The organism is Pedobacter sp. ASV1-7 (assembly GCF_040203335.1).
In the GTDB taxonomy this organism is placed as follows: Bacteria; Bacteroidota; Bacteroidia; order Sphingobacteriales; family Sphingobacteriaceae; genus Pedobacter.
Genome location: NZ_JBEHBV010000006.1, coordinates 345,666 through 370,496, shown reverse-complemented (window position 1 = coordinate 370,496; position 24,831 = coordinate 345,666). Strand labels below are relative to the sequence as shown.

At 36.7% G+C, this 24,831-nt stretch carries 21 protein-coding genes; 14 read left to right on the top strand and 7 right to left on the bottom strand.

Annotated elements, in window-relative coordinates:
- Nucleotides 1–14 precede the first annotated feature (14 nt).
- Both ABDJ41_RS16005 and ABDJ41_RS16000 read left to right on the top strand, forming a co-directional pair.
- Nucleotides 15–455 carry an SRPBCC family protein gene (locus ABDJ41_RS16005; RefSeq protein ID WP_349787079.1) on the top strand — a complete coding sequence of 147 codons (441 nt, stop codon included), beginning with the start codon at nt 15–17 and terminating at the stop codon, nt 453–455.
- An 86-nt stretch (nt 456–541) separates the two neighbouring features.
- Nucleotides 542–1,306: a hypothetical protein gene (locus tag ABDJ41_RS16000; protein WP_349787078.1), complete on the top strand. Its 765-nt coding sequence runs from the start codon at nt 542–544 to the stop codon at nt 1,304–1,306.
- A 39-nt stretch (nt 1,307–1,345) separates the two neighbouring features.
- Here the strand turns inward: ABDJ41_RS16000 and ABDJ41_RS15995 are convergent, their stop codons facing one another.
- From ABDJ41_RS15995 to ABDJ41_RS15980, 4 genes are all read right to left on the bottom strand, one after another.
- Nucleotides 1,346–2,188 (bottom strand): VOC family protein, encoded by an 843-nt coding sequence (locus tag ABDJ41_RS15995; RefSeq protein ID WP_349787077.1) that lies wholly within the window; start codon nt 2,186–2,188, stop codon nt 1,346–1,348.
- A gap of 122 nt (nt 2,189–2,310) precedes the next feature.
- A complete protein-coding gene (locus tag ABDJ41_RS15990; protein ID WP_349787076.1) occupies nt 2,311–3,246 on the bottom strand; it encodes an NAD-dependent epimerase/dehydratase family protein in 936 nt (311 codons plus the stop codon).
- 86 nt (nt 3,247–3,332) lie between these two features.
- A complete protein-coding gene (locus tag ABDJ41_RS15985) occupies nt 3,333–3,947 on the bottom strand; it encodes a Crp/Fnr family transcriptional regulator (RefSeq protein ID WP_349787075.1) in 615 nt (204 codons plus the stop codon).
- A gap of 17 nt (nt 3,948–3,964) precedes the next feature.
- Nucleotides 3,965–4,840, bottom strand: coding sequence for an AraC family transcriptional regulator (locus ABDJ41_RS15980; protein ID WP_349787074.1), 876 nt, complete (start codon nt 4,838–4,840; stop codon nt 3,965–3,967).
- Nucleotides 4,841–5,162: 322 nt separating this feature from the next.
- Here ABDJ41_RS15980 and ABDJ41_RS15975 point away from each other — a divergent pair, with 322 nt between their 5' ends.
- The 8 genes from ABDJ41_RS15975 to ABDJ41_RS15940 are packed head-to-tail and all read left to right on the top strand — an operon-like array spanning nt 5,163 to nt 16,925.
- Nucleotides 5,163–8,327, top strand: a complete 3,165-nt coding sequence (locus ABDJ41_RS15975) for a SusC/RagA family TonB-linked outer membrane protein (RefSeq protein WP_349787073.1) — start codon at nt 5,163–5,165, stop codon at nt 8,325–8,327.
- A gap of 14 nt (nt 8,328–8,341) precedes the next feature.
- The gene (locus ABDJ41_RS15970) at nt 8,342–10,066 is read left to right on the top strand and encodes a RagB/SusD family nutrient uptake outer membrane protein (protein ID WP_349787072.1); all 1,725 of its coding nucleotides are present in this window, start codon (nt 8,342–8,344) and stop codon (nt 10,064–10,066) included.
- A gap of 19 nt (nt 10,067–10,085) precedes the next feature.
- Nucleotides 10,086–11,222 carry a glycan-binding surface protein gene (locus tag ABDJ41_RS15965; protein ID WP_349787071.1) on the top strand — a complete coding sequence of 379 codons (1,137 nt, stop codon included), beginning with the start codon at nt 10,086–10,088 and terminating at the stop codon, nt 11,220–11,222.
- On the top strand, nt 11,215–12,381 hold the full coding sequence (locus ABDJ41_RS15960; protein ID WP_349787070.1) for a glycoside hydrolase family 26 protein: 1,167 nt from the start codon (nt 11,215–11,217) through the stop codon (nt 12,379–12,381). Before ABDJ41_RS15965 ends, ABDJ41_RS15960 begins: the two co-directional genes overlap by 8 nt.
- A 2-nt stretch (nt 12,382–12,383) precedes the next feature.
- Nucleotides 12,384–13,790 (top strand): MFS transporter, encoded by a 1,407-nt coding sequence (locus ABDJ41_RS15955; protein ID WP_349787069.1) that lies wholly within the window; start codon nt 12,384–12,386, stop codon nt 13,788–13,790.
- A gap of 17 nt (nt 13,791–13,807) precedes the next feature.
- Nucleotides 13,808–14,995, top strand: a complete 1,188-nt coding sequence (locus tag ABDJ41_RS15950; RefSeq protein ID WP_349787068.1) for a glycoside hydrolase family 130 protein — start codon at nt 13,808–13,810, stop codon at nt 14,993–14,995.
- 6 nt (nt 14,996–15,001) lie between these two features.
- Nucleotides 15,002–16,183: an AGE family epimerase/isomerase gene (locus ABDJ41_RS15945; protein WP_349787067.1), complete on the top strand. Its 1,182-nt coding sequence runs from the start codon at nt 15,002–15,004 to the stop codon at nt 16,181–16,183.
- A gap of 43 nt (nt 16,184–16,226) precedes the next feature.
- Entirely contained in the window at nt 16,227–16,925 is a 699-nt protein-coding gene (locus tag ABDJ41_RS15940) for a GDSL-type esterase/lipase family protein (protein ID WP_349787066.1), read from the top strand.
- A gap of 2 nt (nt 16,926–16,927) precedes the next feature.
- Here ABDJ41_RS15940 and ABDJ41_RS15935 read toward each other — a convergent pair whose 3' ends face one another.
- From ABDJ41_RS15935 to ABDJ41_RS15925, 3 genes are all read right to left on the bottom strand, one after another.
- On the bottom strand, nt 16,928–17,359 hold the full coding sequence (locus ABDJ41_RS15935) for a GtrA family protein (RefSeq protein WP_349787065.1): 432 nt from the start codon (nt 17,357–17,359) through the stop codon (nt 16,928–16,930).
- A complete protein-coding gene (locus tag ABDJ41_RS15930) occupies nt 17,359–18,087 on the bottom strand; it encodes a CDP-alcohol phosphatidyltransferase family protein (RefSeq protein ID WP_349787064.1) in 729 nt (242 codons plus the stop codon). The genes ABDJ41_RS15935 and ABDJ41_RS15930 overlap by 1 nt, the downstream gene beginning before the upstream one ends.
- A 99-nt stretch (nt 18,088–18,186) precedes the next feature.
- Nucleotides 18,187–19,377, bottom strand: a complete 1,191-nt coding sequence (locus tag ABDJ41_RS15925; RefSeq protein ID WP_349787063.1) for a metallophosphoesterase — start codon at nt 19,375–19,377, stop codon at nt 18,187–18,189.
- Between the two features lie 397 nt (nt 19,378–19,774).
- On the opposite strand from ABDJ41_RS15925, the gene ABDJ41_RS15920 reads away from it, so the two are divergent.
- From ABDJ41_RS15920 to ABDJ41_RS15905, 4 genes are read left to right on the top strand one after another with little or no spacing between them, the layout of a single operon-like run.
- Nucleotides 19,775–21,868, top strand: coding sequence for a ferredoxin-like domain-containing protein (locus ABDJ41_RS15920; protein WP_349787062.1), 2,094 nt, complete (start codon nt 19,775–19,777; stop codon nt 21,866–21,868).
- On the top strand, nt 21,865–22,650 hold the full coding sequence (gene cobA / locus ABDJ41_RS15915; protein ID WP_349787061.1) for a uroporphyrinogen-III C-methyltransferase: 786 nt from the start codon (nt 21,865–21,867) through the stop codon (nt 22,648–22,650). The genes ABDJ41_RS15920 and cobA overlap by 4 nt, the downstream gene beginning before the upstream one ends.
- Before the next feature lie 5 nt (nt 22,651–22,655).
- Nucleotides 22,656–24,122 (top strand): TSUP family transporter, encoded by a 1,467-nt coding sequence (locus tag ABDJ41_RS15910; protein WP_349787060.1) that lies wholly within the window; start codon nt 22,656–22,658, stop codon nt 24,120–24,122.
- A 2-nt stretch (nt 24,123–24,124) separates the two neighbouring features.
- Nucleotides 24,125–24,829 (top strand): phosphoadenylyl-sulfate reductase, encoded by a 705-nt coding sequence (locus ABDJ41_RS15905; RefSeq protein ID WP_349787059.1) that lies wholly within the window; start codon nt 24,125–24,127, stop codon nt 24,827–24,829.
- Nucleotides 24,830–24,831: the final 2 nt, after the last annotated feature.

The window sequence follows — 24,831 nt, the reverse complement described above, 5'->3', positions numbered from 1 at the left end:
TAAATATTTAAGTTATGGAAACGACAAATAAAACAGTTATTACAGTACAAACAACAGTTAATATGTCTGTTGAAAAAGTATGGGAATCATGGACTAAACCAGAGCATATTATCAAATGGAATAGTGCTTCTGAAGATTGGCATACCACAAAGGCTGAAAATGATTTAAGAGTTGGAGGATCATTTTCATCGCGTATGGAGGCAAGAGATGGGAGTTTTGGATTTGATTTTGGTGGAATATATGATGATGTTAAGACTCATGAAATTATTGCTTATACGCTTGGTGATGATAGAAGGGTAAAGATCACATTCGAATCAAATGATCAGGGGACAACAGTTACTGAATCTTTTGATGCTGAAAATGAAAATCCTGTTGAAATGCAAAAGGAAGGATGGCAGTCGATTATGGATAACTTCAAAAAGTATACAGAATCCTTTTTTACCCCTAAAATTTGAATGAGTATCAAATAAGGCAATTAGAATTATATATTTGTGTAGTACAATTGGTTAATTCCTTAATATACCTTGAAAATATATATGCTATGAAAAAGTATACTTTTTTACTTCTGTTATTGTTCTCAGTTTCGGCCTATGCTCAGAATACCATCAATAATTACAAATATGTAATGGTGCCAGAGAAATTTAGCTTTTTAAAACAACCCAATCAGTATAGGCTAAACGCGTTGACCAAAGCCTTATTAGAAGATAAGGGGTTTACAGTTTATTATGATAACGAGCTTCCTCAGGAAATTGCCAATAATAAGTGTAGTGCTTTACAAGTTGAAGTATTAGAGAAAAACGGAATGTTTAGTACCAATCTGACTTTGTTATTGAAGGATTGCCAGAGCAACATAGTTTTTAAAAGTAAAGAAGGGAAGAGCAGAGAGAAAGAATTTAGCGTATCATATAACCTCGCTTTAAGAGATGCCTTTACATCTCTTGAAGAAACACCCTATGCTTATGTCCCAACTGCACAAACCAAAGCTCCGGCCGTTGTAAATGCACCTGTAGCGGTGCAGCCAGTTGTAGCGGTGCCGGTTGTCAGTCAGCCTACAGAAAAGGCTGTTCCTGTAACTTCAGAAAATGCAGCAGGCACATTATATGCACAAGCAACAGCTAATGGATTCCAATTGATAGATACGACTCCTAAAATCGTTTTAACACTACTTAAAACTTCACAGACAGATTATTTCATTGCTAGCAATAATTCTTCAAGCGGAATTGTGTTTAAAAAGAATGAAGAATGGTTCTTTGAATATTACAAGAGCAATACACTTACTTCTGAAAAACTGTTGATTAAGTTTTAATTATAATCTGGCCAGGCAATTTTGCCTGGCCGGATTATTTTATGCATTTTCTAAATCTGCTATAATTAATTTTTTCATTTTCATCATTGCGTTCATAGCCCTTTGTCCACGAACAGGATCATTAATCAGTTTCACAATTCCTTCGGGAATAATTTGCCAGCTGATTCCATATTTATCCGTTAACCAACCGCAAGCTACCTCATGACCTCCATTTGAGCTTAGGTAAGTCCAATATCTATCTATTTCATCCTGTGTTTCACAAGAGACAACCAATGATATGGCATCATTAAAGCCAAATTTATGATCAGCAGAACTGTCCATGGCCATCATTATGAAGTCCTTGATCTTGAATTGAGCATGTTTTATAAATTCTTCTGAATCACCTTCTCCCTGTTTATAATTTAAAATTCCCTGAATATTAGAGTCTGGAAATAGCTGAACATAATCCTGAATAGCTGTTTTGGCCTGACCAGCTTTATTTCCTGTAAACATTAAAGTCGGACTGAACTTTTGCACCGTATCTGCTTTATCTCCTGTATACAATTGCCAGGAAACGCCATACTTATCTTCGATCCAACCATATTTAGGACTCCAATCATACTTATCAAGAGTCATTAATACTTTTCCACCATCTAATAATTTATTCCAGTACTGCTCTGTTTCAGCTTCAGTTTCACACATCACCATAAATGATATGGAGGGATTGGGGCTGGAAGAGGGACCATCATTAAGCAACATAAATTTTTGGCCACTTAATTCTATTAATATAACTATATCTGAGGTTTGTAAGACTTTTGCACCTCCAAAGGTTTGGATATAAAATTCTGATGCTTCCGCAATTTTACCTTTTATTCCAAGGCATGGATAAATTGAGTTTTTCATAATCGTTTTGCATTAGTAACTAAGTGTTTTACTTATATAAATATAGCACTGTTTAAAGTCGTAAAAGCGGTATATGGTCGACATATAACAGGGGTATATGCGACAAAAACATTTGTTCTGTACTATTGTTTTTTATAGAGGGTTTCAGACATCTGCTTTATTCCATCGCTATAACTTGTTGGTTTAATTTTAAAAGTGTTTTCAAACTTTGAAGAGTCAAAAATGTAATCCTGATCATATTGGTAATACATCTCTACCGTTCCTGCCACTACTTTTTTAAATATGCCTGCTAATTGAAGCATGAACTTATTGATAGTAGAGAAAGAAGGTTTTACTTCATAAATCTGTGCAGCTAAATCAATGAAATCTTTACCTTTTAATGGAGCAGCTGTTGGCAAATGCCATATCTGATTTCCAGCTTCAGGATCCTGTCCTAATAAGTAGAGGGCTTTACCAGCATCAGGTATATAGGTGAAATTGTGTAATACTTCTGGATTTCCTATCCATTGCGCACTATTCCCTTTTGCATATTTATCCAGCACCATCATATCTAAGAAGCTGTTCTTAGAGTCAGTCCCATAAAAATCTGCAGCTCTTGCAATTGTTGCCTGTATATTCCCCGTTTTTACTTCATCCATTAGTTGGGTAGCTATGCGGGCTCTTACCTCTCCCTTTATGCTAATTGGATTGTATGGTGTGGTTTCGAGCATCGGGCCATGTACAAGACCATACATATATACATTGTCGAAAAATATTAACCGGGCCTGTGTTTCTTTAGCTGCATTAATTAGATTCTGCATAATAATTGGCCATTGCTGTTGCCAGATTTGTTTGTCATACACCAATCCTGCACACATATAAATAACTAATGATCCTTTTGTAGCTTGTAAAACCTCATTGTAATTTAATAAATCGGCCTTTTTCCAGGTAACATTCGTGCCTGATGTTTTTATTGGCCTGCGACTTACCAATCTAATGTTTTCATGAGGATTGTGTTGAAGTAGCTCTCTTGTTATCGCATTCGCTGTTGGTCCGCCGGCTCCTAATATGGTATACATAGTCTTATGTTTTTGTATAGTACAAACTTATATTATGAATCCAGGTTAAATTGTTAACAAAAGATAAGAAATTATGAATTTATTGATCAGGATTGAAATACAGTCCTTTTTCTGATACGTGATAATGAAACAGGTGTAATGCCTAGATAATTAGCTACATAATGTTGTGGTACTCTTTGCATAATATCAGGATCTGTTTTCAGCATTTTTAAGTAACGCTCTTCTGGAGTGTCCAAAATAAAAGAAGAGATTCGCTCTTCATAGCAGCAAATGTAATGTTCTGCAACTAAGCGTCCGAAACGTTCCATTTTATAAGCCAGAAGTGGATGGTTGAGCATTTGCTCCAGATTATTATAAGAAATAATAGCGAATTCAGTTTGTTCAAGTGCTTGTATGTAGCCTGTGCCAGGCGTCCTTGTTACATAGCTTTTATAAGAGCTAACAAAGTCATTCTCGAAGCTGAAATAACCAGTTATTTCTGTTCCATCTTTAATGTGATAATACCGAACAGAACCATTGACAATAAATCCGATATGATCACAAATTTTACCGCTAACTGCAAAATGATCTTTCTTTTGAAGCACTTTGAGCTCAATGTAATTTTTAAGAATTTCCCATTCAGTATCTTCAAAGACAACATAAGTAGCCATTCCATCGCGGAATATTTTTAATGAAGTATCATTTATCTGGGGAGGGATCATTGATGATTAAATTAAAATTAGATGAATATTCTTGTTCCGGAAAAACTCTTCCTGAACTCTTTTGGTGTACAGCCCTTTTTCTTTTTAAATATTCTGTTAAAATTTGAAATGTTGTTGAACCCGCAATTATAAGCTATTTCGGCAGCAGTTTGAGTTGTGTCGATCAGCATCCTGGATGAATGCCCTATTCTAATGTCATTTAAACTATCGATAAATGTTTTTCCAGTTCTTGCCCTAATAAATCTACTAAATGAACTTTCTGGCATGTTAGCTACTTTCGACACATCTGCAAGGCTTATCGCTTTAGCGTAATTGCTGTTCATATATTCAAATGCCTTCTCAATTCTGCGGCTATTATAATTAAACTGACTATTGTCGAATGCAGAATCAGATAGTGTTTTCATGTCCTTTGATATAGATAAGTCATGAAGTATAGAAAATAACTCGAGAACCGAGTCAAACCCTGTTTTTTTGTCCAGGCCAAGAATTCTGTCTTTTAACTGATGGACTGTTTGCTTCGAAAATAAAATACCACTTTGGGCTCTGTCGAACATATTTCGTATGAAACTTAACTGGTTTCTTTTCAGTAGACGGTCATCCAGCAGTTCCTTATGAAATTGTATGGTTAGTTCTTTAATCTCACCACTGGTACACTGATGAGTAAACCAGGCATGTGATAAGTTTGGTCCAATAAGTACCAGTTCCAGATCTCCAATAACATCAATATGGTCGCCAACTATTCTTCGGGCCCCAGGTGCATTGATGATAAAATTAAGCTCATATTCTTCATGGTAATGTAAAGGGAAATCAAATTCCTTCTTTACTCTGGAAAATAAAGTAAAACAATCACTTTGTGTCAAGGGCGTGATTTCTCTGATGATATTATTGCTCATTTTAATGTGCCTGTTAAAAATGTACTATAAATATTTGCCGTTTGGTTCTCGTGAAAATGGATTAACTGAAATCCAAAATAGCATTTATTTTGACAAATACTTAATTAGGAGACCATTTTATATCCTAAATAGTGATGATAACTAACGAGATATGTTGTTGTTTTATGTTTATGGCTTTTATAAGTGTAAAGGTTGCAATCACTAAATAATTAAAATAATGTAGAGTGATATCTAATTATTTGTATGATTAAATGTTAAAATAGTATTAAGTTAAAGGTTTCGTTACGCCTAAATTTGTTATAACCAATGTAAACTAAATCTTATGAAACGAACTTTCTACTTGAAATTATTCAACAGTTTTTTTCTTTGCTGCTTTGTCTGTTTAGCTTATGCGCAACAAAGACAAGTTGGGGGACAGGTAACGGATAGTAAAAATAAGCCCATTCCGGGTGCAACGATTAGCATTTCTGATACTAAAACGAGCGTACAGAGTGATGCCAATGGCAATTTTAGTATCCTGGTTCCCGACGGTTTTCAAACACTTGTGATAAAGTATTTGGGAATGGATACTAAAACTGTAAAGCTAACATCGGGACAGAAGACTGTAAAAGTAATCTTAGATGAGGCTCCGAGTGCTTTGGATGAAGTTGTTGTTGTAGGCTATGGAACTGTAAAACGTCGAGAATTGACGGGCTCAGTTGCTTCTATAAAAGGTAGCGATTTGTTAAAGACTGTACCAATAAGTATTAATGAAGCTTTACAGGGACAACTTGCAGGAGTTGAGGTACAACGTAATGATGGAGCTCCAGGTGCCGGCATCAGTATACAAATCAGAGGTGCCAACTCATTTGCAAGTAGTACAGAACCATTATATGTAATTGATGGTATACCGTTTAATGCGGCAGCTACTCCGGTAAATGAAGCAACTGAAATGAATCAGACCATTAATCCATTATCTACCCTAAACCCAGAAGATATCGAAACCATTGATATCCTAAAAGATGCTTCCTCAACGGCAATTTATGGTTCCAGAGGTGCAAATGGGGTTGTGCTTATTACAACAAAGAGTGGTAAAGCTGGAGAAGATAAGATAGAGTTCTCTGTTAATACTTCTTATAATACTGTGGCTAAAAAAATTAAGCTGTTGGATGCTTATGATTATGCAACATTCCAGAATGAAGCTTATGCAAATCAGAACTTTTATGAAGGGACAAACAAACAGTTACCTTACAGAGGGGAGATGATGACTGATCCTGCGACAGGTGGGACTTATCTAAATCCTGCACCAATTGATTTTAGAAATGGATACAATGGCGGAGGAACAAATTGGCAAGATAAAATTTTCAGAAATGTGATGACCAGTACTTATTCTCTTAGGGTTTCCGGAGGGAATGCAAAAGGAACTTATGCTTTCTCAGGAAACTATGTAGATCAACCTGGGGTGATTGTCGGTTCAGGGTTTAAAAGAATTGGTACACAGATTAATCTAAACCGGAAAGTTCATAATTGGGTCGAGATTGGAACAAATACCAACATTTCAAGAACAACATATAATTTGTCGAAAACTAATGCGGATAACTTTAGTTCAAACGTGTTAAATTCTGCATTACATTATCCATCAACTCTGCCTGTTTTTGATCCTGCATTAGAATCGGGTTCTTCAGATTTGGATTGGTTCTCTGCAAATCCATTTACCTATGTTAGTAAAGCAAAAGATGTGACACAGTCTTTTGGCTTGTATTCATCTACCTATGCAAAACTGAATATCAATGAGTTTCTGAATTTTCGCCAGAATGTAGGTTTTAATATCAATCACAATAACAGAGATATTTATTATGGAAGATATTTAATGGAAGGAAAAGCACCTAAGAATGGTATAGCTTCAAAGGCTGACGACCAATGGCAGGGGATGACTTTAGAATCAATTTTGACTTTCAACAAATCATTTCAAAATAAACATAATCTGAATGCCACCGGTGTATTTGCATACGAAACGGGAAGGTATTCTGGTAAATCAGTAACTGTTAAGAATTTTCCAAATGATATTCTGGAAGATAATGATATTTCGGCAGGTTTAGATAGGCCGGTATTAAAGAGCCGTAAAGGAGATAATACACTACTATCATTTTTAGGTAGAGTGATGTATAATTATTCTGGTAAGTATTTCGCCACTGCTTCATTAAGGAGAGATGGTTCGAGTAAGTTTGCTCAGAAACATAAGTATGGTTTTTTTCCTTCATTTGATGCAGCGTGGCTGATCTCAGAAGAGGAATTTATCAAAAATAAATCTGTGATCAGTAACCTTAAACTAAGAGCCAGTTACGGTAAAACTGGTAACCAATCGATCGGCTCATACCAGACTTTAGATAGATTAAACAGTACCAATGCAGTTGTAAATGGCACTTTGGTTAGTGGTTTCTCTAATGGAAACCCGACAGACCCGGATTTAAGATGGGAAACTACAAGCGCATCTGATATTGGTTTAGATTTAGGCTTGTTTGATAATAAGTTAACCCTGACGGCCGATGTTTACTATAAAAAGACAGAGAATCTGTTACAGAATCTACTGATTCCACCTAGTACAGGTTCCAGCTCTTATTTGACCAATTATGCTACAGTGACGAATAAAGGATTGGAACTGGCTGTAACTGCTGCTATTTTTAGAGAAAGGTCTTTTAACTGGAATGTGAATGCCAATATATCCTTTAATCGCAATAGAATTTCTGGTTTAATTGGTGACCAGTTTGCACGTCGCTTATGGAGTGGAATAGATCAGGTGTTTATACAGAGAAATGGTTTGCCTATCGGGGCAATTCTGGGATACGTTGAAGATGGGTTTTATGATAATGAAGCCGAAGTAAGGGCTGATCCTGCCTTTGCAAATCTCGGCGACCCAGTGATCAGAGCGATGATTGGAGAACGGAAATATAAGAATATGGATAATGATAAGACCAGTATCAGCACTACTGATCGGGTTATTATTGGAAATACCAATCCTGATTACACTTTTGGGATTACCAACAACTTTCAATACAAAAAGTTTAATCTGAGTATTTTTATTCAGGGTGTTCAGGGCAAGGATATTATCAATTCAAATCTGTTGTCTAACAAATTGGCGCAAACAGGTAACATCACACAAGAATCCTGGGATAATCGATGGACACCAGATAATTTCCAGAACGCAAAATGGCCTAAAGCAAATTCATCTTTTGACAGGAGGCTTTATTTTTCAGATAAAATCATAGAAGATGGCTCATATATCCGCCTTAAAAACATCAATTTCGGATATACTTTTAACAAACCGTTTAAAGGCCTGTCCTCAGTAAATGTTTATGGAAATGTTTCAAATCTTATCACTATTACGAATTACAGTTGGTATGATCCTGATATAAATTCTTTTGCCAGTGATCCGGCTAGCAGGGGAGTGGATTTGAATGCTTATCCGACGAGCAGAACTTTTACTATAGGAATTAAAACTATTTTTTGATAAAATATATAGTGATGAAAAGACTTAAAACTATAATATTCATTACAATCTCAGCGCTTAGTTTGGGATCTTGTAAAAAGGCATTGGTAGAAACACCTTATGATTTTATTAACCCCGGACAATTGGGAACGACTGAAGCTGATGCAAAATTGTATGTAAATGGAGCTTTAAATGCCATTAATGGAGGTAGCATGTTTCAATATGGAGCATTCCCTAAAGTTCTTGAACTGGATCATGATGATATTACTGGTCCTGATTGGGGAATGGGTGATTTTGGTGCCGGGAACTTTACCGCTTTCTGGGGTATTAATACCATGTGGAGTGGACCTTATACTTTGATCAAAAGGGCCAACTTCGGTATTTATAAGATTACGCCAATGGGCTTTGATGAGAAAGCAAAAAACAACGCACTTGGACAACTGAACTTTCTAAAAGCATGGGGTTACTTTTTACTTGTTCGCGCTTATGGAGATGTTCCTCTATATAAAATATCTTTAGAAGAAGGAGCTGCACCACAAATGCCCCGCGCACCGATTAAAGAAGTTTATGAGTATATTATTGAGACCTTAAAACTGGCCGAAAGTCAGTTGTATTCAGTAAAAGATGGAAAGTATGAAGTTGGCCGTATCAGTAAAGGTGCTGCCAGCACGTTGCTTGCTAAAGTTTACTTGCAAATGGCCTCAGGTGCATTATCTGGTGCACAGATTACAGTTATGACAGGCCCTGCACTCAGAACGGTGGGAGCTACAAAAGTAAGAATAGCAATGCCAGTGCCGATGACCTTTACAAAAACGGTAGTAGCGGGATACGAGAGTTTTGATGCTAAGACTTATTTTAAGCTGGCAAGAGATAAGGCAATGGAAGTTATCACGAGTAAGGATTACGACCTTTATCCAACTTATATGGATACATGGAAATTAGCTAACAGAAACAAGCTGGAACATATCTGGTCTTTACAGGCCCTAAGTGGTGATGAAGAGCTGGGGAATACAATTTCAAAAGAGTATCTCGGTGTATTAAAGACTGCAATGACAAATATTTCACTTGATGCCCCTCAGACATTAAGTGGAAGATGGTATGGAGTAAGGGATCATTGGTATGAGATTTTTGAACCTGAAGACCAACGCATCACCGATGGCATTTTGCATCGCTGGCAGGATGCAAATGGATTTTATCGGTTTTTTCCTGGTAAGTTCTCCGATATCGTAAAAGGTATTGATGTATCACCAGCAGCTTTAGCAATTAAGGCCCGTTATGGTTTTCAGTCGAGCGATAGTTATGTGGCCAACTCTTTTCATATTGGCATGCTCAGGAAGTTTGCAGGTGTGACCGATCCTACAATAGATCGTCAGGATTTTGCTTTTCCCTTTTTAAGGTATGCAGATGTGCTGCTGATGTTTGCTGAGGCAGATAATGAATACAATAACGGACCAACAACTGATGCTTATACCTATCTGAATAAAGTGAGGTTAAGGAGTAACGCTTCTAAAGCCGAAAACTTAAATCTGGAGAGCTTCCGTTCAATGGTTATTGAAGAAAGAAGACGTGAACTGGCTTCTGAAGGAAATAGACGCTGGGATCTGATCCGTTGGGGAATTTATTTGCAGGTGATGAATGCGGTGGATATTGATGAAAATAATGTGCTTAAACGCAGGCAGGAGAGACATTTGTTATATCCCATTCCTTTGGATGAGTTGAGTGCTAATAAATTAATCACAGGCAATAATAAAGGTTGGTAATTATTAAATTCATAAGGTTATGAAAATAAAAGTATTAAACAGTATATCATTGGCCATTGTGTTTGTTATGACCGGCCTCTTATCCTGTAAAAAGGAAAAGGTTGAATCTTGTGCTGGAGTACCCGGAATTACAAAGGTTTCTACGACACTAAACCGTGATGAGGGAAAAGATAAAGGAAACTTATCTGACTGGATTATTATACAGGGTATAAATCTATGCGATGTAAATAGCATCTCATTCAATAACATAGAAGCAGATTTAAAAACTGCTTTTATTGAAGCGAATGAGGTCACCATCAAAGTGCCCAGAGGAGTGCCTTCTGATGTCAACAACAAGATCATCCTGAAAACTAAAAACGGAACTGCTGAATATGGTTATACCATTGTTATTCCAGCCTTACAAGTATCCAGGATGTTAAATGAATATACCCCTGCCGGCGAAACCATGGTAATTCTGGGCAAGAACTTCGATTTGTATGAAATCAATAAGACAGATGGAAAGGTGATTTTTGGGACTACTGAAGTTAATATTGATAGGGCAAGTGCTGATTCAATTTATTTCAAAGTACCTGCAAATGCAGCAGTTAATTCAGTTATCAAGTTAAAGGATAAGAGAAACACTGTGACTCCTGTTCCTGGTTTTTACAGAGACAACCGAGGGATAATTTATGATATGGAAACGGCAGGTGATTATTGGAATTCTGCTGTGTTAGTACGCCAGGACGGTCCGGTACCTACACCTGTTGCTTCAAAGTATGCATATTGGAAAGGAAATTATAATGCATGGGGTTGGAACGAGGCTTTTCATATTGTCAGTAATCCCAAATTAGGTGATTATAATGTTGTAGGTTCTTCCAATAATTATACAATTAAGTTTGAATTGAATGTGCTGGATACCTGGAAAGGGAGCAATATTAAAATAAAATTAATGGATATTACTTATACCTGGGTGCCACCTTCAGGTTTTCCAGTAAAAACTAAAGGTTGGGAAACAGTTAGTATTCCGTTAAGCGTATTTAAAACAGCTAATGTTCCGATTACTATAACCCCCACACAGGCTGCAACAGCTAAAGAGCTTCGGATTTATATTCATGGTGCAACTGTGGAGGCTTTAAATATGGCCATTGATAATTTTAGAATTGTACCGAATGACTAAACTATATCTTTTACCCTCTCTTTTGTTCTTTTTGCTGGGTATACCTCATTTCTGTATCGCCCAGCAGAAAGTTCTTTCTGATAAAAAAGCAACAGTGGAAGCTCAGAATCTATATCGAAATATGGATCGGCTTATGCAGAAGGGAGTGATGTTTGGACATCAGGATGATTTGGCTTATGGCGTGAACTGGAAATATGAAACAGGTAGGAGTGATATTAAAGATGTCGTAAATGATTATCCTGCGGTATTTGGATGGGACATTGCCGGATTGGAATCTGATAGCGATAAGAATATTGATGGTGTTCCTTTTTCTAAAATGAAAGCATACATCAAATGGGTGTACGACAATGGAGGCGTAAATACCATTAGTTGGCATATGCTAAATCCCCTGACCAATGGCTCGGCCTGGGATACAACAAGGACTGTTTCAGCAATATTACCGGGTGGGTCTCAACATGCACTTTACAGAAGCTGGTTAGATAAGTCAGCAGTTTTCCTTGATCAGTTAAAGGGGAGTGATGGTAAAAGTATTCCTATTCTTTTCAGACCCTTTCATGAATTGAATGGTTTCTGGTTTTGGTGGGGTGGCAGACACGCTACTAAGCAAGAGTATATCAGGTTGTGGCAATTTACTGTTGCATATCTGCGTGATGAAAAAAAGTTACATCATCTGATTTATGTGTACAATACCAACAGTTTTGCTACTCAGGAAGAATTTATGGAAAAATATCCCGGTGATGAATTTACAGATATGATGAGTTTCGATTCCTATTGCTTTGCGGCATCAAATGCATCAGAAGAGCAAATAAAACAGGCTTCAGCCAAGTTTAACAAGTCCTTAAAGCATAATCTTAGAATTCTATATACTGAAGCTAAAAAACACAATAAGATACCCGCTTTAGCAGAAACGGGATTTGAAGGAATACCTGATAAATTATGGTGGACAGGCACTTTGCTCGATGCTTTAAAGCAATATCCTATTTCTTATGTGTTATTATGGCGTAACCATGGTTGGCAAAAATCAACCCAACGAGATCATTACTATGCACCTTATAAGGGGCAGATCTCGGCCGCAGATTTTAAGATTTTTTATAGGGACAAAGCTACGCTGTTTAAAAATGAAATAGCAAAGGAATCTATATATCAGCTAACAAAATAAAAATGGCAGTACTTAAACTAAAAGAAAAGATAGGTTATGGTTTTGGCGATTTTGCTTCCTCCATGTTCTGGAAGATGTTTTCCATGTACTTGTTATTTTTTTATACTGATGTATTTGGTATTTCTGCAGCTGTAGTGGGCACGATGTTTCTAATCACGCGTATCTGGGATACTGCTTTGGATCCGATTATTGGGATAATAAGTGATCGTACAGATACTAAATGGGGTAAATTCAGGCCATACTTACTTTGGGTAGCCATTCCTTTTGGTGTGGTTGGTATTCTGACTTTTAGTACTCCAGAGCTTTCGCAAAATGGTAAAGTAATTTATGCATATATAACTTATACCTTGATGATGATGGTTTACTCTGCTATCAACGTGCCTTATGCTTCTTTAATGGGAGTAATGACTCCAGATATTAAATCGCGTACTACCTTATCAACATTCCGTTTTATTTTTGCTTTTGCAGGTAGCATTCTGGTACTGGCAACAGCAGAACCTCTGGTGGTATTATTGGGTAAAACCAGTGATGGTGTTGATTTACAAGGTGGCTGGCAAAAGACGATTGTTATTTATGCTGTTATTGCTTCTGTTTTGTTCTACCTTACTTTTGCCTGGACATGGGAAAGAGTTAAACCGCCTAAGAGTCAAAAAACATCACTAAAAGCTGATTTGAAAAATCTGGCTACCAATAAACCCTGGTTTATACTGCTTGGTGCAGGGGTTTGTACATTAATTTTTAATTCTCTTAGAGATGGATCTGCTATTTATTATTTTAAATATTATTTCAATCGTCAGGAAGCGTTTACTATTCCGCTGTTAGATCTGAATATTAACTACAGCACTTTGTACCTGGTTTTGGGGCAGGCAGCTAACATTGTAGGTGTGTTGCTTGCGAAACCAGTTTCTGACCGGATTGGAAAGAAAAACACTTTTATGTATGCTATGATTGTGGCTGCAGCTTTAAGTTGTATGTTCTTTACGTTTGGAGAAAACGACCTGTTTCTAATTTTTCTTTTCCAATTTTTAATCAGTATCTGTGCGGGTAGTGTATTCCCTTTATTGTGGTCTATGTATGCTGATATAGCAGATTATTCGGAATGGAAAACGGGACGTAGAGCTACCGGATTAATTTTTTCATCGTCTTCTATGTCGCAAAAATTAGGTTGGACATTAGGTGGTGCACTTACTGGATGGATGCTCGCTTTTTATGGCTTTGAGGCTAATGTAGCACAAACTGAAGAAGCCAGGACAGGTATACGGTTAATGTTGAGTTTTATCCCTGCTACAGGCGCTGTATTATCCGCCATATTTATCATTTTTTATAAGCTAAGTGACACTTTTATGATCAAAGTAAGTGATGAGCTTGAAGAGAGAAGGTCAAAAGAAATTGCTGATCATTTATCCTAACATTAATACCGAATTAAATGAAATTTAAAGAGAAGTTGAATCAACTGTTTAAAGCATACGAAGCTTTAGTATCTAAGGTGAATGAGCCATCTACTATCGGTAATGGCGTTTTTAAACGATATAAATATCCTGTATTAACAGCAGCTCATATTCCTGTTTTCTGGAAATATGATTTAAATCAGGATAACAATCCTTATCTAATGGAACGGATAGGAGTAAACGCAACCTTTAATGCAGGTGCCATAAAATTTAAGGATAAATATCTACTGATCGTTAGGGTAGAGGCAAGTGATCGTAAATCATTTTTTGCAATAGCCGAGAGTGATAATGGCATTGATAATTTTAGGTTCAGAGAATATCCGATCAACCTCCCTGTAAATGATGGTGCCGATACTAATGTTTATGATATGCGTATTACCTTACATGAAGATGGTTATTACTATGGGCTATTTTGCACGGAAAAACGCGATCCGGAAGCACATGAATATGACCAGTCGGCAGCAATAGCGCAATGTGGAATTGTTCGTACCTTAGATTTTAAAAATTGGGAGCGCCTTCCAGATCTTAAGACCCCCTCCGCTCAACAAAGGAATGTAGTCTTACATCCAGAGTTTTATAATGGAAAATATGCCTTATACACTCGTCCGCAAGATAGTTTTATTGAGGCTGGGCATGGGGGAGGTATTGGATTTTCACTGTGTGAAAGTATGGAAAATGCTATTATTGGGGATGAATATATTCTGGATAAGAAGGTGTATCATACCGTTTATGAGCTTAAGAATGGGCAGGGGCCAGCTCCAATCAAAACGGATAAAGGATGGTTACATCTTGCGCATGGAGTAAGAAATACAGCTGCGGGACTTCGTTATGTACTCTATATGTTTATGACAGATCTGGATGACCTTACTAAAATTATCCATAAGCCAGGAGGGTATTTTATAGCACCGGAGGGAGAAGAACGTATTGGAGATGTATCTAATGTTGTTTTTTGCAATGGCTGGATTGTAAACGGGGAGGACGTATTTATTTATTATGCATCATCGGATACTCGTATGCATGTGGCTACCTCTACAGTTAGTCAGCTGGTTGATTATGTGATGAATACTCCTGAAGATGGTTTTAGCTCTGGAGAAACCTTAAAGACCATTTATAATCAGATAGAAAAGAATTTATTAATATTGGATAAAGTACCTACTGGGAATTAGTATGCTATGATTGATATCCGTAATGATGTAGAAAAGGCATTGGCTGATATTTTAAGCTACTGGACCAATAAAATGCCAGATAAGGTGAATGGTGGCTTTATTGGCAGAATAGATGAATTTGGAAGTTTAGATCTTGAGGCTCCTAAGGGAGCTGTTTTGAATGCAAGGATATTATGGGCTTTTTCAGCTGCATTCATCCATACGGATAAGCTCGTATATAAAGAAATGGCTGATCGGGCTTATAGTTATATCATTAACCATTTTATAGATGAAGAATTTGGAGGAGTTTACTGGACTGTAACTTCAAAAGGAAAACCGTTAGAGACTAAAAAGCAGATTTATGCTTTGTCGTTTACAATATATGCTCTTGCTGAATATTATAAAATAACTCAGTATGAAGAGGTATTAGAGACAGCCTTAAAGCTTTTTAATGCAATAGAAATTTATAGTTTTGATAAAATCAGAGGAGGTTACTTTGAGGCATTTAACAGAGACTGGTCACAAATGGAGGACTTACGCTTAAGTAGTAAGGATGTAAATGAAAAGAAGACCATGAACACTCATTTGCACATTCTTGAAGCATATACTAATTTATACATGGTTAGCAGAGACGAGCAGGTATATGTTAAAATAAAAGGGTTACTAAATAGCTTTTACAAACATATCATTAATCGGGAAACAATGCATCTTAACTTATTTATGAATGAAGAATGGCAGGTTTCCGGTTCCGGAATATCATATGGTCATGATATTGAGGCTTCCTGGCTCTTACTGGAAGCTGCCCAGTTGTTGGGTGAACAGGAGGTCATTGATCAGTTTAAAGAATTGGCGATCAGGCTCACAGAAGCAGCAGTTGAGGGCCTGGAAAAGGATGGCTCTTTGATTTACGAATACTTTCCTGAAAGTAGTAAATTTAATAAAGAAAGACATTGGTGGGTACAAGCAGAAGCATTAGTAGGTTTTTTAAATGCCTGGGAACTTACCGGCAAACAGGATTATTTTAATTACTTTAGTTCTTGCTGGAAATTTATAGATCAATACATTGTCGATAAAGAAGAAGGGGAGTGGTTTTGGGGAGTAAATGAAGATTTAACGATTATGAAAGGGGAAGATAAGGCTGGGTTATGGAAATGCCCTTATCATAATACCCGTGCATGTATTGAAACTTTAAAAAGACTGGCTGATTAAAAGAATACACACTAAAATTCATTAAACTATAATTTACAACCAAATGAACCGTTTTACCACCACACTTTTTTCATTGTCAAAACTTACTTTAGTCACTTGTTTCCTTTTTGTTGTTAACTTATCCCAGGCACAGGTTTACAATGCGAAAAAGTTTGAAAAAAATATCAAAGCTTTTGATAAACGTGATAGTGTAGAAAAAGTGCAGCCTGGATCAAATCTATTTGTAGGTAGTTCATCTATTACCAATTGGAAAGATGTAGCGAGTTATTTTCCTAATTCTTATGTAATTAACCGCGGGTTTGGTGGCTCTAAATTTGAAGACCTGTTGTATTATGCAGATCGAGTAATTATGCCATATAAACCATCGAAAATATTTGTTTACGAAGGTGATAATGACATAGCTTCTGGTATGGATACAGAGATATTGATAAAGCAAGCTAAAGAATTAAGAGAGAAGATAGCCATTGCTTTTCCTAAAGTTCCTGTAGTGTTTATTTCTGTGAAACCAAGTGTGGCCAGATGGAAGTTAAAGGATAAGTATGTAGAGTTTAATAAGGCACTTAAAAAGTATGTAAAGAAAACAAAGCGTACAGAATTCGCAGATGTGTGGACGCCTATGATTGATGAGAATGGCGAAGTATTTAAAGATGTTTTTCTGAAGGATAACTTACATATGAAAGCAAATGGTTACAAAATCTGGCAAAAGGTATTGGAACCAATGGTTTTAAAGAATAAAAAATAACATTAATCCTGTTCCTGTAAAGTTTCTACAGCTGGTTTTCTAAATACCCAGTATTTTTGCAGAACGTAGTTGAAACCTAACGACACGATGATGTCGACCATAATTCTGGTGATTTTATAATCTAATTTAAGCCAATTGGTAAACAAGTAAGTGCCAGATGACTTTAGAGCAATACTACCGGCAACTACGAAAATAAATTTAGCCAGCTGTATGCCCACAGGAGAATGATAGGCTTTGTTGTCTTTGAAAGTCCAGTATCTATTAACTGAAAAGTTTAGGATTGCGCCAATAATTCCGCCAATAGCAATGGATATGGTGTAATGGATGTGTAGAAGTTCAGTGCAGAAGATCATTACAGAGTAGTCCAGTAATCCGCCTGTAAAAGCCGACATTTGTGCCTTTGCAAATACAAAAACGGACTTCTTCTTACTCATTAAGCAGCATTCTTTTTAGCTTTCCTTTCCATATCATCTCTGATGTCTCCAAGCTTTAAGAGCTTCCTGGTGTCAAGGATATTAATGATGAAAAGAGTAATACATATTGCACCAGCAAAATATTGGAAAAGACCACCAAATATTGTTTCTAGAATCAGAATAATTGCAAGGATGATACGAATTTCGGTTGGACCAACAATGCCAGAATCAATACTATAAATATCTGTTATTTTATATCTAAGTTGAGAAATTATCATTGCCCAGCCGTAAAGGACTACAAAAATGAAAGCAATGAGCTCATAATAACTTTTCGCATAAACAAGGTAGCCCATTCCAATAAGTACAGTGCTTACCCAATCCATAATAATATCAAGAGAAAAACCGTACCATTTTCGTGGTATATTTCTGTAATAAGCTACACGGCCATCTAATGAATCACCTAACCAGTTTAGAGCTAACCCAACTACACCCAAAAGTAAATATTCTCTGGTCCCATAAAGATGGGCTAGAATAAAACCAAGTAACACTATTGCTGATCCCAGTGTTCCGATAAAAGTAAGCATGTTAGAGGTAATAAAGTCCGGAACTCTTTTAACGAGGAAGGAAATTGTTTTTTGCTCTATCGCATTTAAAATATTCGTTCTCTTTCTATCCTGAAATACTCTTTTAAGATCATCAGTTTCAGCAGATACAGTTAAAGTTTCTTCTCTCAATTTATTTTGTTCCATTAAGGCTCTATAATGTATACCAATAGTATACCATGCAAAAGTATAGAATTAAAACAATTCAAATTACTTTTTGTTGGAAAAGAACCTTTCTATGATAATTTAATTGTCAATCCTTTTAAGTTCAATCACTGTAATTTCAGGCCAGATGCCTACACGCCCCGAAAAACCGAGAAAACCGAAACCTCGATTTATGTTCAGAAACCTGCCATTTTTCTCAGCAATTCCTGCCCAATGTGCATATCTATATTTAACAGGGCTCCATTTTATACCTAAAGCTTCAATACCGAATTGCATGCCATGGGTATGCCCAGACAAGGTTAATGCTATTTTAGTGGGATGGTCTTTAACCTCATTATCCCAATGTGTAGGGTCATGAGATAATAGAATTTTAAAATCCGATGGATTGGTGTCAGATAGTGCTTTCTTAAGATCTCCACGTTCACCAAAACCAATACCCCAGTTTTCTACACCGGCAAGTATAATTTTTTCACCATTCTTATATAATTCTATATGTTCGTCTAGCAATAATCTGAATCCTAATTCTGCATGATGTAGTTTTAATTGTTGCAGATTGGCTCTTTTTGCAGCCTCACTATCCCATTTTATGTAGTCCCCATAATCGTGGTTCCCTAATATAGAGAATTGTCCATAAGGGGCTTTGATTTGTGAAAAATAATTGATCCAAGGTTCAATTTCTTCCGCTTTATTGTTTACAAGGTCTCCCGTGAATACAAATAGATCGGAGTTTTGAGCTTTGATCAGATCTATACCTCTTTGAACTCCTTTAGGGCTTTTGAAACTTCCGGCATGTACATCCGAAATCTGGGTAATGGTGAAACCATCGAAACTTTTTGGCAAATCTTTGAAGTATAAAGTGTGTTTTATCACTCGATAAGCATACTTTCCCTTTACAATTCCATATACAAATAAGGTTACGGTAAGAATAAACATGATCATTGCAAATTGTACCCAATATATGTTTCTGGGTGTCTTAGCTATCAGACGGTAAAGATCGGGAGGGAGCAAGAGCAGAATAAAAACAAGTTCTGCTACAAATAAAACCAGGAAAACATGGGTAGCAATTTTGAAGAGCATATCCATGCCATTATCACGCATACGTTGGATAGCATAAATAAGGGCCAGCAATATTAAAGTTGTTATAATCCAGAATATCGGGGTTATGATTGGGTTCATACTTAAGGTATGAATCCCGGAAAGTACATAACTATTAATTAAGAAGAATAGTATAGAGATTACTGCAAAGGGCAGGACATTTATTTTTCGTTTCATTTTGTATTAATTACAGCTTGGATGGAAAAGAGTTTCAGGTGTTACACGAAATTACATTAACGTGAAAAAACATAGATATAGTTGTTGAAGGTTTATATTATTAAAAAGGGATAATTTAGACGTGTTACTTTTAAAATTAGAATGAAATGACTTTTTTAGAATGTTTGTTATGTAAAATAATCTATTGTAAATCAATTAATTACATATTGTTTATAAATAAATACACTACTATTCCTGTATACTTTATATATTTGCTTTATGAACAAAACTAACAACAGTACTATTTGCCTGAACATGCGTTGCATGTACGAGTAGAATTACGGACTGTTGAGATAAAGAATACAAGCTTCTCCAGTCTTTAGACAGAGGAGCTTTTTTTAAATAGAACCAAATTGACATGCACAGTTTTAGGACAGAGTTAGAGAATCCAATCGTTGAGAAGGATATCATTGATCTTGATAAAAAGATCAGAGCATTTCGCGATGGTAAAATCCATGATGAGAAATTTAGAAGTCTACGTTTAGCACGTGGTATTTATGGCCAAAGACAGCCAGGCGTACAAATGATACGCATCAAACTGCCTTTTGGAAAAGTAACTTTTAAACAATTGTTACGTATTTCTGATGTATCGGATGAGTATGCAAGTCGAAATCTGCACCTCACTACTCGTCAGGATATCCAGATTCACTATGTGAGCTTAGATAGGACTCCTGAATTATGGGAAGAACTTCAACGTGATGACGTGACGATCAGAGAGGCCTGCGGTAATACTGTTCGGAATGTAACTTCTTCACCTGATGCAGGTATTAACCCAAATGAGCCTTTTGATGTGTCTCCTTATGCTCATGCTTTTTTTAAATACTTTTTGCGTAATCCGGTTTGTCAGGAAATGGGACGGAAGATTAAGTTTTCTTTCTCCTCTGATGAGAGGGATACCGCTTTTAGTTATATACATGACCTTGGTTTTATTCCTAAGATAAATGAGCAAGGTGAGCGTGGTTTTAAAGTTTTACTTGGTGGTGGTTTGGGTGCTCAACCTTTCCTAGCCGAGCTTGTTCATGAGTTTTTACATGAAGACCAGATTATTCCTTATGCAGAAGCTATGCTTAGGGTATTCGATCGCTATGGTGAACGTACGAATCGTAATAAAGCACGTTTGAAGTATCTGGTTCAGAAACTTGGATTGGAAGAAGTTTTAAGATTAATAGAAGAAGAGCGTATTGCGAATAAGGTTAAGTCTTTTAAAATAGATCGTGATGCAGTTCCGGCAACACAAATCCCTGAACTGATTGATTACCCAGTTTTAGATGAAGTAACCAGCAGTCTGGATTATAAACATTGGAGAGCTACCAACGTTGTTGCTCAAAAACAAGAAGGTTTTTTCGCTGTATACATAAAAGTTACCAAAGGTGACATTCCAACAGAACAAGCTCGTAAACTAATTGATGCTATTGCACCTTATGCTGCTGATGAAATCCGCGTTACACAAAACCAGGGTTTAATGCTCAAATTTGTTAGAGAAGCTGCATTACCAGCATTATATGTTGAGCTTAAAGAATTAGGCTTTGCAAAACCTGGCTTTGATGGTGTTGGAGATGTTACAACTTGTCCAGGTACAGATACTTGTAATTTAGGTATTTCAAATAGCATGTCGCTTTCTGTCGCTCTTGAAGATGTGATTTATGAAGAATATCCTGAGCTGATTTATGATAAAGACATTAAAATCAAAATCAGTGGTTGTATGAATTCCTGCGGACAACATGGTTTGGCGCATATTGGTTTTCATGGAAGTTCAGTAAAAGCAAATGGTAAAGTTGTACCTGCAGTACAAGTGATGTTAGGTGGTGGTACTATTGGAGATGGTGCAGGCCGAGTAGCTGAGCGTGTTATTAAAGCGCCATCTAAGCGTGCAACAGATGTGCTGAGAACTATTTTAAATGACTTTGAAGCGAATGCTCAAAAAGAGGAAAGTTTCCATCAATATTACGACAGAAATGGTAAAGACTATTTTTATCAGATGTTAAAGCCGCTTGCTGATTTAGGCAATCTGAAAGATGAAGAGTTTGTTGACTGGGGGCATGAAAGTATATTCGTGCCAGCAATAGGGGTTGGAGAATGTGCTGGTGTGATTATTGACCTTGTAGCAACTTTATTATATGAGTCTGAAGAAAAGCTTGAATGGGCAAAAGCCTCGTATGAAGCTGGTGCGTGGTCAGATGCTATTTATCATACCTATGCTGTATTTGTTAGCATTGCAAAAGCACTATTGCTTGATAAGGGTGTAAACAGTAGTACTCAGATAGGCGTAATCAGAGAGTTTGATAAAAATTATATTGAAACAGGTGAGTTCGTGTTAAATGGTTCATTTAATGACCTGGTCTTACAAATTAATAAAAATGAACCAAATGAGGCTTTCGCTACATCTTATCTAGCTGATGTGGAAGCTTTTTACAGTGCAATCAAGGAAAAAAGAGAGGGACAGTTACAATGATTACTCAAATAAAAAATAAAGAACCAAAAATTACTTTAGTTGGTGCTGGACCGGGCGATCCTGAATTAATTACACTGAAAGGTGCTAATGCACTTAAAACAGCTGATGTGGTTTTATATGACGCCCTGGTAAATGAAGGTGTATTAGATTATGCCAATCCAAATGCCATCAAGGTATATGTAGGTAAAAGATCCGGAGAACACTCTTATGGCCAGGATGCTATAAATAAACTAATGGTTGATTATGCACTCAACTATGGCCATGTTGTAAGATTAAAAGGTGGTGATCCTTTTGTTTTTGGCAGAGGTTACGAAGAGTTGGATTATGCAGATGGATATAGTATTCCTGTTTCAGTTATCCCAGGCTTATCAAGTTCTATATCAGTGCCTGGTTTGCAGCAGATTCCAGTTACACATCGTGGGTTAAGCGAAAGCTTTTGGGTGGTAACAGGAACCACTGCTTCAGGTCACATTTCTAATGATTTGTATGAAGCAGCACGTTCAAAAGCTACAGTTGTGGTATTGATGGGCTTAGGTAAATTAAAAGAGATTGTTAAGTTATATCAGAATGAAGGCAAAAACCTATTACCGGTAGCGGCCATTCAAAGTGGATCAACTGAAAATGAAAAACTAGCTATAGGTATTGTAGATACAATTGTTGAATTGGTAGAAGAAAAGAATATCAAAGCTCCGGCATTACTTGTTTTTGGTGAAGTGGTTTCTTTACATCCTTCTTTTCAGCCTATTAAAGATTTTTATCAGGCTTTAAAGGAAGAATTGTAGGTTTTATGGAAGACAACCAGTTATTTCCTGTCTTCATTAAATTAGAAACCATCCATACTTTATTGGTTGGCGCTGGGCCTGTTGGACTTGAAAAGCTGAATGCAATTTTACAAAACAGTCCTGATGCAAACGTAACTGTAATAGGCTTAGAGGTATTGCCTGAATTAAATAAGCTTGCGAATCAATACGAAAGGGTGACAGTTTTGAAACGCGAGTTTAATGTATCGGATCTTGATGGCGTAGACCTTGTGGTAGCCGCTACAAATAATGATGATTTAAACCAGCAGATCAGACTTGAGGCAGACAGGAGGAATTTATTGGTTAATTTTGCAGATAAGCCTGATTTATGTAATTTCTATCTTGGCTCGATTGTAAAAAAGGGAGACTTAAAAATAGCAATTTCGACTAATGGTAAGTCGCCCACTATTGCAAAAAGAATAAAGGAAGTCTTAAATGATAGTCTTCCTGATGAAATAAATGATACCCTGCAAAATATGCAGGCATTAAGAAATACGCTAAATGGAGATTTTGCGTCTAAAGTTAAAAAGCTGAATGCAGTTACTGCTTCGCTTGTTGAAACTAATGGAGAAAAGAGCAGACCTAAGTTAAAGTGGTTGATCTGGCTTGCAATAGTATTTTCGTTTGCTATTGTTGTTACAGCCTTTTGGCATAAAGAGCCTCAATTTCAGACTTACTTAACCGAGCTTCATCCTACGTTTTACTGGTTTCTGATTGGTGGATTTATTTTTGCCATGATTGATGGAGCAATAGGAATGTCGTACGGTGTGACCAGTACTTCGTTTTCTATAGCAATGGGAGTTCCGCCAGCTTCAGCAAGTATGGGCGTGCATTTATCAGAAATTCTAAGTAATGGAATTGCCGGATGGATGCATTATCGATTTGGAAATGTAAACTGGAAGCTGTTTAAGTTACTACTGATTCCGGGTATTATTGGGGCCGTGACTGGAGCGTATTTATTGTCTTCTTTAGAGCATTATAGCCATTATACCAAGCCGGTAGTTTCGCTTTATACTTTAATACTGGGTTTGGTTATTTTATCGAAAGCCTATAAAGTGAGTAGAAAAAATACAATAAAGCAAAGTAAAATCAAGAAGATTTCAATACTGGGGCTTTTCGGTGGTTTTATTGATGCTGTTGGCGGAGGTGGCTGGGGCTCAATTGTATTGTCTAGTTTAATAGCAGGAGGAAGAAATGCGCGAACTTCTTTGGGTACCGTAAAAATTACCCGCTTTTTTATAGCGCTGATGAGCTCGCTTACCTTTATCACCATGCTAAATGGTGCACACTGGGAGGCAGTAGCAGGTTTAGTAATTGGTAGTGCCCTGGCATCACCAATTGCAGCAAAAGTTTCCAATAGGATCTCTGTTAAAACCATTATGGTTTCAGTAGGTATTCTAGTGGTTTTAGTGAGTTTGCGGAGCATCATCAAATTTATTCTTGAATTAGTATAGTCATGAAGGAAAAATTAATAGAAATAGCAGAAAAAATAAAGGATCTTGATCCAGTTGAAGCATTACGCTTTTTTGCTGATCAATACCCTGGAAAAATTGTTTTTTCTACCAGTTTTGGCTGGGAGGATCAAGTAATTACTCATATGATATTTGCCAATGATCTTCCTATTGAAGTGTTTACATTGGAAACAGGTAGGTTATTTCCGGAAACCTATTATGTATGGAACCGTACTTTAGAAATTTACAATAAACCTATCCATGCTTATTTTCCTGATGCTCAGGTTTTACAGCAAATGGTGGATAAGAAGGGGCCGAATAGTTTTTATGAGTCGGTCGAGAACAGGAAAGAGTGTTGTGGAATTCGTAAGTTGGAGCCATTAAAGAGAGCATTAAAAGGAAATGATTTATGGGTTACAGGTATCAGGTCTGAACAATCAACAAACAGGCACGATATGGCAAATCTGGAATGGGATGAGCAAAATCAGATGATAAAATTTCATCCTATCTTTTTCTGGTCGTTGGATAAAGTAAAAGAGTACATTAAAATAAATAACATTGTTTACAATACACTGCATGATAAAGGCTTCCCAAGTATAGGCTGTGCACCTTGTACCAGGGCGGTTAGAGAAGGTGAAGACTTCAGAGCTGGTCGCTGGTGGTGGGAAGATCAATCAAAAAAGGAATGTGGTTTACATACCACAACGTAATT

What these genes read in the sequence shown, in the direction of transcription:
- ABDJ41_RS16005 (WP_349787079.1), top strand. Translation starts at nt 15, where the DNA reads ATGGAAACGACAAATAAAACAGTTATTACAGTACAAACAACAGTTAAT.
- ABDJ41_RS16000 (WP_349787078.1), top strand. Translation starts at nt 542, where the DNA reads ATGAAAAAGTATACTTTTTTACTTCTGTTATTGTTCTCAGTTTCGGCC.
- ABDJ41_RS15995 (WP_349787077.1), bottom strand. Translation starts at nt 2,188, where the DNA reads ATGAAAAACTCAATTTATCCATGCCTTGGAATAAAAGGTAAAATTGCG.
- ABDJ41_RS15990 (WP_349787076.1), bottom strand. Translation starts at nt 3,246, where the DNA reads ATGTATACCATATTAGGAGCCGGCGGACCAACAGCGAATGCGATAACA.
- ABDJ41_RS15985 (WP_349787075.1), bottom strand. Translation starts at nt 3,947, where the DNA reads ATGATCCCTCCCCAGATAAATGATACTTCATTAAAAATATTCCGCGAT.
- ABDJ41_RS15980 (WP_349787074.1), bottom strand. Translation starts at nt 4,840, where the DNA reads ATGAGCAATAATATCATCAGAGAAATCACGCCCTTGACACAAAGTGAT.
- ABDJ41_RS15975 (WP_349787073.1), top strand. Translation starts at nt 5,163, where the DNA reads ATGAAACGAACTTTCTACTTGAAATTATTCAACAGTTTTTTTCTTTGC.
- ABDJ41_RS15970 (WP_349787072.1), top strand. Translation starts at nt 8,342, where the DNA reads ATGAAAAGACTTAAAACTATAATATTCATTACAATCTCAGCGCTTAGT.
- ABDJ41_RS15965 (WP_349787071.1), top strand. Translation starts at nt 10,086, where the DNA reads ATGAAAATAAAAGTATTAAACAGTATATCATTGGCCATTGTGTTTGTT.
- ABDJ41_RS15960 (WP_349787070.1), top strand. Translation starts at nt 11,215, where the DNA reads ATGACTAAACTATATCTTTTACCCTCTCTTTTGTTCTTTTTGCTGGGT.
- ABDJ41_RS15955 (WP_349787069.1), top strand. Translation starts at nt 12,384, where the DNA reads ATGGCAGTACTTAAACTAAAAGAAAAGATAGGTTATGGTTTTGGCGAT.
- ABDJ41_RS15950 (WP_349787068.1), top strand. Translation starts at nt 13,808, where the DNA reads ATGAAATTTAAAGAGAAGTTGAATCAACTGTTTAAAGCATACGAAGCT.
- ABDJ41_RS15945 (WP_349787067.1), top strand. Translation starts at nt 15,002, where the DNA reads ATGATTGATATCCGTAATGATGTAGAAAAGGCATTGGCTGATATTTTA.
- ABDJ41_RS15940 (WP_349787066.1), top strand. Translation starts at nt 16,227, where the DNA reads ATGAACCGTTTTACCACCACACTTTTTTCATTGTCAAAACTTACTTTA.
- ABDJ41_RS15935 (WP_349787065.1), bottom strand. Translation starts at nt 17,359, where the DNA reads ATGAGTAAGAAGAAGTCCGTTTTTGTATTTGCAAAGGCACAAATGTCG.
- ABDJ41_RS15930 (WP_349787064.1), bottom strand. Translation starts at nt 18,087, where the DNA reads ATGGAACAAAATAAATTGAGAGAAGAAACTTTAACTGTATCTGCTGAA.
- ABDJ41_RS15925 (WP_349787063.1), bottom strand. Translation starts at nt 19,377, where the DNA reads ATGAAACGAAAAATAAATGTCCTGCCCTTTGCAGTAATCTCTATACTA.
- ABDJ41_RS15920 (WP_349787062.1), top strand. Translation starts at nt 19,775, where the DNA reads ATGCACAGTTTTAGGACAGAGTTAGAGAATCCAATCGTTGAGAAGGAT.
- cobA (WP_349787061.1), top strand. Translation starts at nt 21,865, where the DNA reads ATGATTACTCAAATAAAAAATAAAGAACCAAAAATTACTTTAGTTGGT.
- ABDJ41_RS15910 (WP_349787060.1), top strand. Translation starts at nt 22,656, where the DNA reads ATGGAAGACAACCAGTTATTTCCTGTCTTCATTAAATTAGAAACCATC.
- ABDJ41_RS15905 (WP_349787059.1), top strand. Translation starts at nt 24,125, where the DNA reads ATGAAGGAAAAATTAATAGAAATAGCAGAAAAAATAAAGGATCTTGAT.